The 11,572-nt window shown below is 61.4% G+C and carries 11 protein-coding genes; 5 read left to right on the top strand and 6 right to left on the bottom strand.

Annotated elements, in window-relative coordinates; genetic code table 11:
* A partial coding sequence (locus HMPREF2792_RS13215; RefSeq protein ID WP_232748413.1) for a hypothetical protein occupies positions 1–184 on the bottom strand: 184 nt, incomplete at its 3' end.
* Positions 185–349: 165 nt separating this feature from the next.
* On the opposite strand from HMPREF2792_RS13215, the gene HMPREF2792_RS00850 reads away from it, so the two are divergent.
* Positions 350–874: a CPBP family intramembrane glutamic endopeptidase gene (locus tag HMPREF2792_RS00850; RefSeq protein ID WP_070530093.1), complete on the top strand. Its 525-nt coding sequence runs from the start codon at positions 350–352 to the stop codon at positions 872–874.
* Positions 875–1,006: 132 nt separating this feature from the next.
* Here the strand turns inward: HMPREF2792_RS00850 and mgtE are convergent, their stop codons facing one another.
* On the bottom strand, positions 1,007–2,371 hold the full coding sequence (gene mgtE, locus HMPREF2792_RS00845) for a magnesium transporter (protein WP_070530090.1): 1,365 nt from the start codon (positions 2,369–2,371) through the stop codon (positions 1,007–1,009).
* An 88-nt stretch (positions 2,372–2,459) separates the two neighbouring features.
* Here mgtE and HMPREF2792_RS00840 point away from each other — a divergent pair, with 88 nt between their 5' ends.
* The gene (locus tag HMPREF2792_RS00840; RefSeq protein WP_232748412.1) at positions 2,460–3,362 is read left to right on the top strand and encodes a DUF2262 domain-containing protein; all 903 of its coding nucleotides are present in this window, start codon (positions 2,460–2,462) and stop codon (positions 3,360–3,362) included.
* On the opposite strand, the gene crtI is transcribed toward HMPREF2792_RS00840, so the two are convergent.
* Entirely contained in the window at positions 3,359–4,873 is a 1,515-nt protein-coding gene (gene crtI, locus HMPREF2792_RS00835) for a phytoene desaturase family protein (protein WP_070530087.1), read from the bottom strand. The genes HMPREF2792_RS00840 and crtI overlap by 4 nt on opposite strands.
* Positions 4,874–4,875: 2 nt before the next feature.
* On the bottom strand, positions 4,876–5,724 hold the full coding sequence (locus HMPREF2792_RS00830; RefSeq protein WP_070530085.1) for a phytoene/squalene synthase family protein: 849 nt from the start codon (positions 5,722–5,724) through the stop codon (positions 4,876–4,878).
* A gap of 93 nt (positions 5,725–5,817) precedes the next feature.
* Here HMPREF2792_RS00830 and HMPREF2792_RS00825 point away from each other — a divergent pair, with 93 nt between their 5' ends.
* Together HMPREF2792_RS00825 and HMPREF2792_RS00820 are read left to right on the top strand one after the other, a co-directional pair.
* Complete coding sequence (locus HMPREF2792_RS00825) at positions 5,818–6,558, top strand: ABC transporter ATP-binding protein (RefSeq protein WP_070530082.1); 741 nt, start codon at positions 5,818–5,820, stop codon at positions 6,556–6,558.
* 3 nt (positions 6,559–6,561) lie between these two features.
* Positions 6,562–9,108, top strand: a complete 2,547-nt coding sequence (locus HMPREF2792_RS00820) for an ABC transporter permease (protein WP_070530080.1) — start codon at positions 6,562–6,564, stop codon at positions 9,106–9,108.
* 37 nt (positions 9,109–9,145) lie between these two features.
* On the opposite strand, the gene HMPREF2792_RS00815 is transcribed toward HMPREF2792_RS00820, so the two are convergent.
* Complete coding sequence (locus tag HMPREF2792_RS00815; protein ID WP_070530078.1) at positions 9,146–9,505, bottom strand: fluoride efflux transporter FluC; 360 nt, start codon at positions 9,503–9,505, stop codon at positions 9,146–9,148.
* On the bottom strand, positions 9,502–9,819 hold the full coding sequence (locus HMPREF2792_RS00810) for a fluoride efflux transporter family protein (protein WP_070530075.1): 318 nt from the start codon (positions 9,817–9,819) through the stop codon (positions 9,502–9,504). Before HMPREF2792_RS00810 ends, HMPREF2792_RS00815 begins: the two co-directional genes overlap by 4 nt.
* An 83-nt stretch (positions 9,820–9,902) precedes the next feature.
* Here HMPREF2792_RS00810 and pgm point away from each other — a divergent pair, with 83 nt between their 5' ends.
* Positions 9,903–11,519 carry a phosphoglucomutase (alpha-D-glucose-1,6-bisphosphate-dependent) gene (pgm, locus tag HMPREF2792_RS00805; RefSeq protein ID WP_070530072.1) on the top strand — a complete coding sequence of 539 codons (1,617 nt, stop codon included), beginning with the start codon at positions 9,903–9,905 and terminating at the stop codon, positions 11,517–11,519.
* Positions 11,520–11,572 lie beyond the last annotated feature (53 nt).

The following is an 11,572-nucleotide window of genomic DNA, read 5'->3' as shown; positions in this document are numbered from 1 at the left end:
CAATACAAACAACGAAGAGACCGTTAAAGCACAACACAACCGCTTTAACGGTCTCTTTTTTGTTTTTCACACGCGGCAGGTCTGCACTTCCAGGTCTGGACACGCGCACACTAGCCCATAGCGGCAATAGACCCCAATTGGGCCCAACCATGTTCACTTGAAAACTCTGATAAACAAGGCTCATACCCACCCGGGTAGCTGCCTAATTCCTAACTACTGCGAAAGGGCCACGGAAGTATGATCTACCCCACCAATGCTTGGGCGTCTCGTCCTCATACAGAATTGTAAACTGGGCACCGAGCTTTCTGGCTAAGTAGCCAACCCGGTCCGGGATTAGGGTACGGAGAAGATGTTTGAATTCCTTTTGTTTCTCGTTCCTTCAGTGCTTTATATCATTTTTCAGCGCAAGAGAATTGGGGTTTCTCAAGCTCGGACAAATGTGGGTTGGCAATGGGGAAATTGGCAATCAGTAGTATTAAGCATCATCTTTTTCCCCGTGTTGCTTGGAATAGGATACGCCGGTATCCGTGTGGTGTCGTCGGCTAGTCTGGCCATACCGGGGGTGGTTCTGTCTCAAGGGGTAAGCCTTGCTGTCATTTTCAGGGCTATAGGCGAGGAAGTGTTTTTCCGAGGATTTGTTGGCGGCTTACTTCTTCGATCCTGGGGGTTCTGGGGTGGTAACACGCTCCAAGCGGGAGTTTTTCTTCTGCCTCATTTGATGTTGTTGAGCTTCGATGCGCAGTTGTGGCCCATACTTCCGGTTCAGTTTCTCTGCGGGTGGATCCTGGGAGTGGTGCGATACCGCTCGGGAAGCGTGATTGAATGCGCGATATTGCACGCTGCTATTAACCTTGCAATTGGACTGCTTGCGTGATAAGCGAAGGATTGTGCGCGGGCGCTCAGGGCGGTTAGTGGCTGTCAATTCGCACCAAAGATTGGGGCGCGTGCCTATTTGTCACGTAGCAGTCCTCGTACGGCGGCTTCGCGGACACTCTTCTGTATCCAGTTAGATTCCCAAGACAGACTTCGCAATGAAGAAGTAGACGATCAAACCCGTTGCATCACAGAAGGTGGAGATGAATGGGTTGGAGAAGACCGCAGGGTCCGCGCCAACAGTCTTAGCCACAATGGGCATGAGACCGCCAACAGTCGCGGACATCGAACAAATGAGAAACAGCGTGGAGCCGATGACGAGGCCGATATCTAGGCCATAGATGACCGTCGCCAAGACAAGCCCGGCCAGCCCCAGCACGGCGCCCAGCAGCATTCCGACGCGCAATTCCCGCCACATGACTGCCAAGAGGTCGCGCGTGCGGACGTCGCCAAGCGCGAGCGCGCGGGTCACAGTAGTAGCTGCCTGGTTTCCTGTATTGCCGCCCGTGCCGGTGAGCAGAGGGATGAACAGAGACAATACAACTGCCTTGGCCAAGGTGTCTTCGAAAGAATCGAGAACCCGCACAGTCAACAGCGCTGACACAGCGAGCACGAGCAGCCAGAGAATGCGGGAGCGGACGAGCTTGAGAAGGGGCGTCGACAAGTACGGCTGCTGGAGCGCTTCCGTACCACCGGAACGAGCCGAGTCCTCACTGTCCGCTTCCTCCATAATGTCGGTTGCATCATCCCAGGTAAGAAGGCCAACGAGGCGGTGTGAATCATCCACAATCGGCAGCGCCAGCATGTCGAGGGGCAAGAACCAGCGGACGGTCTCTTCGGCGTCGGCAGTCGCGTATGCATATACCGGCTCGTTCATGATGTCCTCAATGAGAATGCCGCGTTCAGCCGTGAAGAGCTCGCGCAGGCTGACGACACCCACCAGACGCCGGTCCTTCCGTGTTACAGGAACGGTATAGATGGTTTCCAGCTCATCGGCGTTGTCGCGGAGGGTGCGCAGGGCATCTTCCATGCTCATTTCCGGGTGGATATTGGGGACCTCCGGCGACATACGGCGGCCGACGGAGCCCTTCGTGTAACCAAGAATCACTCCGGTCACATCGCGCTGAGTCTGAGTTAGCGAACGGAGGAGGCGATCCGCAATTTCCGCAGGAAGCTCGTCCAGCAGGGCCACGCGGTCTTCGGGATCCAGCTCGTCGAAGAATTCGTAGACATCGGCGTTGCCCAACTCGTCAATGATGTCCGCTTGGTGTTTGGCATCAAGCGCATCGAAGACCGCGATAGATTTTTCACGCGGCAGCAGCCTTAACGCCAATGCGGCGCGGAGAGCATTCTGGCGCTCCACAATCGCGATGAGCTCTTGACGTGGAACGCGAGCTAAGAGCTCTTGGAGCCGAGGAGCCTTTTGGGGGTCGATGGCGTCTTCTTGCTTGAGCCACTCCTCAACAATTTCGGTGGCCTGCTCAATCGTTTCTGCCATCGGCTTTTCGCCCTTCTACTCGACGTCAACCTCCTCAGACTACGCCATGCAGCGCTGCACGGTCTTATCACAGATGTACTATTGCGGCATGCTTTCCCTCTACCGTGAATTCTCGGACAATGACGTCGTCAGCTCTATCTTGCGCTGCGAGGAGGCAGAGTTTCTCTTCGTTGTGGCAGATGTGCCGAAGAAGTGGGTGAGCGATGATCCCTACGCTGAGGACAAGACGCATATTCAGCTCATGAACATGCCTGGAGTCGCCTTAAAGATGCTGCCCGGGGGCGAGCTGATTACTGGTGACGTCGGCGTGCGCTATCCGCAGCTCTTCCAGACAGTCGCGGGAAAGACGCTGTGGGATCCGCGCGAAGTTGCAGAGCTTGAGTCTTTCACGGTGATTCATGCTCGGGGCAGCCACCACTTCCACGAGAGGAGCAAAGCACACTATGTCGATATCTGGGAGATCCTCCCAGATGTGGAAGACGAGGCAATGGAGCAACTCCTCGCTCGGATTGCCGTTCCGGTAGAGCTTGATTCCAAGTTCGGTCCGTTGGTGCTCGATCGCAGTACGAACACGTTCGACGGTAGGGCAGAAGAGCTCGGAGTTGATTTCAGCATCTGGTACGAAGGGGAGGAGCTTCTCCTCGCGGAGAGCACGAACCTAGGCCGAAAATTCAAGGCACCCCTCACCGTTATCAATAAGGTCCTCAGCGCCGAGTTCATTGATGAGGCCCGGCGCTTTGCCGCCAAAAGAGCTCTTCGAGCTGCGAACCGCTGGCGCCATGACGTCGCCCTGTCTGAAGGCGCCAACGCCCCGGCACCTGAGCTCACGGCTGGCGACGTATACGCCAAACTCACGCCCGTTGCCGTTGAGGTCCCCCAACGCGGACACCTCAGCGTGGAATTCGATGATGGCTATCTTTTTGGTGGGCACGCCGTAACGGTGAAGACTAAACGCAGCGGTGCACCCGCAGCCCTTGAGCTCGACGCTTAGTGCTGTTCGCGCATCCGCGTGATGACATTGTGCGCGGAAATGAGGCACATCGGTACACCAACACCCGGTACCGTCGTACCGCCCGCGTAGTACAGGTTCTTGAGTTTTCGCGAGGCATTGCGCCCGCGGAAGAAGGCAGATTGCCGCAACGTATGCGCGGGTCCCACCGCGCCACCAGCCCAGGAGTTGTAGCGCCGCGCAAAATCAGAGGGGCCGACCGTCCGGCGCACCACGATGCGCTCAGTAAAATCGGGAATGCCAAGCCACGTGCCGAGTTGGTGAATCGCGGCATCGGCAATTGCGCCAACGCGGGGCGATTCTTCTTCGCCATAGGCGTTACCCGCGCCGAAGTTTTCCTCCGCCGGCACGGGGACCAGCACAAAGAGATTCTCGCAGCCCTCCGGTGCCACGGCAGGATCCGTCGCGGAGGTCTTCGACACGTAGATGGACTCGGACGCCCCCAGCGGGCGCGAAGCCTCCGGAGCGTGATACACCGCCCGGAAATCGGGCTCCCAATCCTTGCTGAAAAGAAGGGTGTGGTGGGCCAGCTCCGGCAGCGCGCCCCGCACACCGAGGAAGACCAACACCGTGCCGAGGCCCGGGTCGCGTCGCGCGAAATAGCTCTCGGGATAGGTCCGCGCCGACTGAGGCAGCAGAGCAGTCTCAGTATGGCGCAGGTCCGCCGCGGAAACGACGGCCTCGGCGGAGATGAAGCGGCCGTCGTCCAGCCGCACGCCAGTCGCACGACCTTCTGCGCACTCGATCGCCGTTACCGCCGTATCCATGAGGAAGGTGGCGCCTTGTGCCTGGCGCGCAATCGCCGCGACCACCGCGGCGAAACCACCTTGCGGGTAGCGCACGCCTTCGACCAAATCGGTGTGGCTCATCAAGGAATACAGCGCCGGTGCAGCTGTTGGCTCCGTGGACAAAAACACCGCCGGGTAGGTCAGCACCTGGCGCAGGCGGTAGTCCTGAAACTGTGCTGCCACCAGCCGGTCCAAGGACCGCGTGAGAAGTAGCGCCAGCGTACCCAGCCGCGTGAGCACGTCCCGGGTTAAAAGCTGCGCGGGGTGAGAAAACGTGGTGTACAAAAAGCTGCTTAGCGCCACGGCATAGATATCAGAGGAGCGCGCTAAGTAGGCGCGCACGCGCTCGCCTGCACCCGGCTCGATGGACTCAAAAAGCCGAACAACGTTGTCCACGCCGCTGTGAATGTCGAGGAAGGCGCCGTCGTCGTTGTAGACGCGATACGCGGGGGAGAGGTCAACCAAGTCCAGCTCGCGCTCGGTGCTCGTCCCGCAGGCTTGAAAGAATTCATCGAATGCTTCGGGCATGAGGTACCAGGACGGGCCCGTATCGAAGCGGAAACCGTCGACCTCCAGTTCGCCTGCGCGCCCGCCGACGCTGTGCTGCTTCTCGACGACCACCACGTCCCAACCCTCACGCAGCAACAGCGCCGCGCTGGCCAGGCCAGCGATGCCCGCGCCGATGACGACAACACGCTTGCCCATAGCTACTTCACCGCCGATGCCGCTGCCCGGCTCACCAAGAATGCCTTGCGCGCCGGCGAGACGGAGACCCGTGTTGTAAGAATATCGGCGGCGGGGGTGGCCGCGAGCTGGTCGGTGAGCTCGGTAAACAGGGCCGTCGCAGCCGCCACGCCCACCCGCGAACCACGCGGCAACTTCTCCATCGCGCCGCGCGCTACAGCCAGGTCGCGCCGAATATCAGCGATGATTGCCGTTTTCCGCTCCTCATCCAAGCTGGCCGGGTCCGGCAGGTCCGGGAAATAGGAGCGGCCCAGCTCTGCGGAATCCTCGCGCAGGTCGCGCAAGAAATTGATCTTCTGAAAGGCCGCGCCCAGGCGCCGTGCGCCTTCCTCGATGCCGGACGGGCGGGGCCCGCCGGCGTAGAAGGCATCCAGGCACAAGAGCCCAATGACCTCCGCGGAGCCGCACACGTAATCCTCGAAGGAGTCGTGGGTGTGCGTGTGGTGCGTCAGATCGCAACGCATGGAGGAAAAGAACTGTGCAACGTGCTCGTCGCTGAACCCGCAACGCCGCGCGGAAAGCGCAAAGGCATGCACGACCGGATCAGCGTGAAAACGCTGGGACGGGGCGGCGCGGACGGTGGCCTCGTAGGCGTCGAGAAGCACGGCGGCGTCCTGGGGATCGAGCCCGGCGTCGACGATTTCATCGGCGGTGCGCACCATGGCATATAAATTGCGGATGTCCACCCGGACCCTGGGGGAGAGAAGCCGCGTGGCCAGGGAAAAACTGGTGGAGTAGTGGCGCATGATTTGAGCCGCGGCTGCTTCGGCACAGCGGTCGTAGTGTTCCAGAGCGGAAAAAGATGCGCGCATGGAGCATATTTTAGACCACACGCGTCACATAACTTACCCAGGGCAAGATAGGGTAGGGACGTTACTTTCCCCATCTATAAGGAGAACACGTCCATGACAACCCCAACGATGACTGCTGCGGCTCGTGCCGTCGACCTGTTCAAACAATACGGTCAGGGAGATACCGCAGTTACCGCGTTGGACCACGTCGACGTTGAGTTCGCGCGCAACACTTTTACCGCCATCATGGGCCCTTCGGGCTCCGGCAAGTCCACGCTTATGCACACGATGGCGGGGCTCGATTCGGCGACGTCCGGCTCGGCCTTCATCGGTGACACCGACATGTCGCAGCTCAGCGACAAGGATATTACCGCCCTGCGCCGTGACCGCTTGGGCTTCATCTTCCAGTCCTTCAACCTGGTGCCCACACTGACCGCGGCAGAGAATATCACGCTGCCCACCGATATCGCTGGCAACAAGGTGGATAAGGAATGGTTCGATGAGGTCACTTCCCGTCTGGGCCTGTCCAACCGCTTGAACCACCGCCCATCAGAGCTCTCCGGCGGCCAGCAGCAGCGCGTGGCCTGTGCGCGCGCCCTGGTTTCGCGCCCGGAAATCATCTTTGGCGATGAACCGACCGGCAACCTGGACTCCAACTCTTCTGCCGAGGTGCTCGATATTTTGCGCACCGCAGTGGATCAGGACGGCCAGACCGTCGTCATCGTGACGCACGATGCGAAAGCCGCATCCTACGCAGACCGCGTGGTCTTCCTTGCCGATGGCCGCCTGGTCAACGAGCTGAACAACCCGACCATGGAGTCCATCCACGCCGTGATGGCAGAAATCGAGGGCTAGAGCATGGCCACAAAGAACACCATGCGCACGGTGTCCGTGCGCAATATTCTCGCGCACAAGCTGCGCCTTGCCCTGACCCTACTGGCGGTGGTGCTCGGCACCGCCTTCATCTCGGGGTCCTTCATGTTCACCAAGTCTTTGTCGAACACCTTCGACTCTGCGGTGTCTACCGCATTTACCGGTGTGGATGCGGCCGTAAGCCAGAAGGAAGGCGGCCCAATCCTCGACCAGAAGATGCGCGATGACATCGCCGCCGACCCCGACGTGCGCGCAGTCAACATGCAAAGCAGCCAGACCGTCGTGGTTGCCAACAAGGATGCCGAGGCCTTTCAAACCGGCGGCGGCACCTCCAGCGTGCAGCCCTACTACCCGGAGGACCAATCCGTCGGTGAGCCCGCCACGCTTGTCGACGGCTCCGCGCCTCACGGGACCGGCGAGGTTCTCATCAACGATTCGGCCGCGGAAAAATTCGATATCAAGATCGGCGACAGCCTCCTAGTAGTCCACCCGGACCAGCGTGATGAGGTGAAGGTCGTGGGCGTCGTCAAGCCTGTGGTGGACCAAGGCCCCAGCCTGACGCTGCTCATGGACCACGAGGCCTTCGTCGAGCGATACGGCAATTCCGAACAGCTGAAGGTCGCCGCGGCCGACGGCGTGGGTACTGATGCGCTCGTGGATCACCTCAACGAGACCTTCGAGGTCAAGGCGGAATCTGGCCAGAAGCTCGCTGATGAAATTTCGGATCAGATTTCCTCTGCCCTGAAATTCGTCAACTACTTCCTCATCGCCTTTGGCCTCATCGCGCTGCTGGTGGGCACGTTCATCATCGCGAATACCTTCTCGATGATCGTGGCTCAGCGCACCAAGGAGTTCGCGCTGCTGCGCGCACTCGGTGCATCCCGCGGCCAGATTACGCGCTCGGTGGTGACGGAGGCCTTCATCGTGGGCCTCGTGGGCTCTGCCGTGGGCGTGGCAGCGGGCATGGGCCTGGTGGCGATCATTAAGGCCGTCTTCGAAGCCAAGGGCATGCCCATGGGCGGCGGCCTGGGCCTGAGCTTGAGCGCTGTGCTTGTGCCGTTGATTCTGGGCGCATTGGTCACCATCGTTTCCGCGTGGGCACCGGCGCGCCGGGCAGGCGCGGTCAAGCCCGTGGAAGCCATGCGCACCACCGAGTCCGCGGCGGGCGCTTCGCTGCTGGTGCGCAGCGTGCTGGGCGGGCTGCTGCTCGTCGTCGGCATTATTTTTGCGCTCGTGGGCGTGCTTGTCGACGCCTCCACGGGCATCCGCGCCACACTCGTGGGCCTCGGCTCGCTCAACCTCATCCTCGGCTTCTTCCTTGCGGGACCGGCCATCTCCTTGCCTATCGTTCCGGCGATCGGCCGCGTGGTTGGCGCGCCCTTTGGCGCGGTCGGCAAGCTGGCATCGACGAACTCGGCGCGCAACCCGCGCCGTACCGCGGCGACTGCTTTCGCTCTCATGCTGGGCGTGGCGCTGGTGACATCGATCGGCATGTTGGGTGCGACGATGAAAGCCTCGGTGGCCGACGCCGTCGAGCAGGACGCCCGCGCAGACTTCTTGCTGTCTGGCCCGACGTCTGGAAACTTCCCGACGCCGAACGAGACGGTGCAGCGCGCCCGCGATACCGAGGGCGTCGGACAGCTCGTGGCGATGAGCACAGCACCCCTGCAGGTGGATGGTCAGGCTTCGATGAATTATGGCCCGGAAATGATGATCAGCCAGATCATCGATGGCAACGCCGATGACATGCTCAACCTGACCTTGGTAGATGGTGCCCTGAATACGGGTGAGGAACCGGGCTTCATCGCCGACTCTGTCTTGGCTGAGAAGCAAGGCTGGGAGGTCGGCCAGTCCTATGAGTTGGCGGGGCCGGATCCATCCCGCACTGCGCAGGTAAAACTCCTCGGCACCTATGAACCTTTCCAGATGCTTCCGGGCCTGGCCGTGTCCCAATCCGCGGTAGAAGAGGTCATCGACCCCAACAGCCTCGACGTCACGGTGGTTTCCGTGAACGCGGAAGAAGGCTATGACAAGGAGAAGCTGCGCGCCAACCTGGAGAAGTCCGTCAAGGACCTCGTTGTGGTACAGGTGCGCACCAGCGAGGAATATGCTGGCGAGGCCGCCGGAATGATTGACCAGATGCTCACGATTCTCTACGCGCTGCTGGCTTTGGCCGTGGTCATCGCTGTCCTGGGCATTGTCAATACCCTCACCCTCGGCGTGATTGAACGCCGACAAGAGATCGGTATGCTGCGCGCGGTGGGTACTCAACGCCGCCAGATTCGCACAATGATCACGGTGGAATCGGTACAGATCGCCCTCTTCGGCGCGCTCATGGGCATCCTCATGGGATTGGGGATGGGGTGGTCCTTCATCTCCGTGCTTTCCGACGAAGGCCTCGATTCCGCGACGGTGCCGTGGATGATGCTCGCGGTCATGTTCGTGGGCTCGGGAATCGTCGGCGTGCTGGCGGCCCTGTGGCCGGCGCAGCGCGCGGCGAAGACCCCGCCGTTGGACGCCATCGCCGACTAGCGCAGCCCGTGGCTGCACAAGGGGCGTGGGAGGCGGGTTAGGCCAGCAGCGAGCCGACCCACGCCCCGCGCCAGGCCACGATGATTCCTAGGCCGATGGTCCAGAAGAGATAACGCGCCAAGCGCCACCAGCGCTTGGCCTTTATCATTTCACCGAGTTCCTTGGCCATCGTGGACCACGTGGATAGCCCGCCGGCGAGTCCGGCCGCCAGCAGGGGGAGGAAATACTCGGGGGCGTGTGCATGCGTGGCATAGCCATAGGCCACACCGGCCACCGCCGCGCCGACGAGGTTGGCGGCAAAGGTACACGTGGGGGAGGGGAGCACACGGGTGAGCAAGTAGCGCCCGCAGCCGCCCATAAAGCCGCCGGCGAGGACCGCCAAGATGGAGAGGATCATGCGCGGCCCCGATCCTGGAGACGGTCACCCATGAGATAAGCGGCAGTACAACCGGCGACTGTCGCAACGACGTACGCCCCCGCCTGCGCTGGGCCGAAGCCGGAGGTGAGGAAGGCGAAAGCGGCAAAGCTAGTGAAGCCGCCTAAGAAACCCGTGCCCCAGAACGCTGGTGGCTTGGCATAGCCCATGACAGCACTGCCAAGAACGTTGATGAGTAGCAGCGGCAGCGCGCCACCCCCGAGAAGCGTAGTGAGGACGAAGCGAGTCAGCGCCCCGAGCGCGGTCCCGCAGCCCACAAGAAGGATCTGTGGCATAGGCACCATCCTAATTGGGATGCGAAACCAACGTGAAGCAGGCAAGCTTAGGGTGTATCCACGTCTCCAAGGAGGAACCCACCATGGCACACGAGCGCGCCGGCCAGCTAGCCCAGCCTTCCGATCTCATCGATATTGCAGAACTAGTCACCGCGTATTACACCCGCACCCCCGATGCAGATAACCCCGACCAGCAGGTCGCCTTCGGCACCTCCGGCCACCGCGGCTCCGCCTTGGACACCGCCTTCAACGAGGCTCACATCTTGGCGATTACCCAGGCCATCGTGGACTATCGCGCTGAGCAAGGGACCACGGGCGCCATTTTCATCGGCCGCGATACCCACGCTTTGTCCGAGCCCGCCATGGTCTCCGCCCTTGAGGTTCTCCTTGCTAATGGGTTGGAGGTTCGCGTGGATGACCGCGGCCGCTACACCCCGACCCCGGCCGTCTCCCACGCCATCCTGACCAACCCGGGCACCGATGGCATCGTGATCACTCCCTCCCACAACCCGCCGCGCGACGGTGGCTTCAAGTACAACCCGCCGACGGGCGGCCCAGCAGACACGGATGCCACCGACTGGATTGCAGCCAAGGCCAACGACTATCTGCGCGCCGGGCTCGACGGCGTCAAGCGCGTGGCGGTTGACGGCGTGCTCGATGAGCGCTGCGTGAAGCACAACTACCTCGACTCCTACGTGGCTGACCTAGCCAACGTTGTGGACATGGCGGCCATTAAAAAGGCCGGTGTGCGCATCGGCGCGGACCCGATGGGCGGCGCCTCGGTGGACTACTGGGCGGCCATCGCCGAGCACTACGGGCTCAACATGACGGTGGTGAACCCAGAGGTAGACGGCACCTTCCGCTTCATGACTCTGGATACTGACGGCAAGATCCGCATGGACTGCTCCTCCCCGGACGCCATGGCTTCGTTGGTTCAGAACCGCTCCAAGTACGACCTGGCCACGGGCAACGACGCGGATTCTGATCGCCACGGCATCGTCACCCCGGATGCGGGTCTGATGAATCCGAACCACTACCTAGCGGTGGCCATTGAGTACCTGTTTAGCCACCGTCCCGAGTGGGGTGAGGCCGGGGTGGGCAAGACCTTGGTGTCTTCCTCCATGATCGATCGCGTCGTGGCCAGCCTGGGCCGTGAGCTCGTGGAGGTTCCGGTGGGCTTCAAGTGGTTTGTGCCGGGGCTTGTCGGCGGCACCCTGGGCTTCGGCGGTGAGGAATCTGCTGGTGCTTCCTTCCTGCGCTTCGATGGGACCGTGTGGTCCACCGATAAGGATGGCATCATCATGGATCTCTTGGCTGCCGAGATCTTGGCGGTCACGGGCAAGACCCCGTCTCAACGCTATGCGGAGCTGGCCGAAGAATACGGTGCGCCAGCCTATGCGCGGACCGACGCCCCAGCTACCCGCGAGCAGAAGGCCATCCTGAAGAAGCTTTCCCCGGAGCAGGTGACGGCAACTGAGCTGGCCGGGGAGAAGATCGTGGCCAAACTCACCGAGGCCCCCGGCAACGGCGCAGCGATTGGCGGCCTGAAGGTGGCGACGGAGAACGCGTGGTTCGCTGCCCGCCCTTCCGGCACGGAGGACAAGTACAAGATCTATGCCGAGAGCTTCCGTGGCGAAGAACACCTTAAGCAGGTGCAGGAAGAGGCGCAGGCGTTGGTGTCGCAGGTTCTCGAAGGCTAGGTCTGAAGGCCAGGGCTGAAGTCTGGGTCCGAAGCCAGGTCCGAGACTAGGCT

Origin of the sequence: Corynebacterium sp. HMSC068H04, from assembly GCF_001811255.1 — a bacterium.
GTDB lineage: Bacteria > Actinomycetota > Actinomycetes > Mycobacteriales > Mycobacteriaceae > Corynebacterium > Corynebacterium hesseae.
This window is presented reverse-complemented; position numbering and strand designations above follow the sequence as displayed.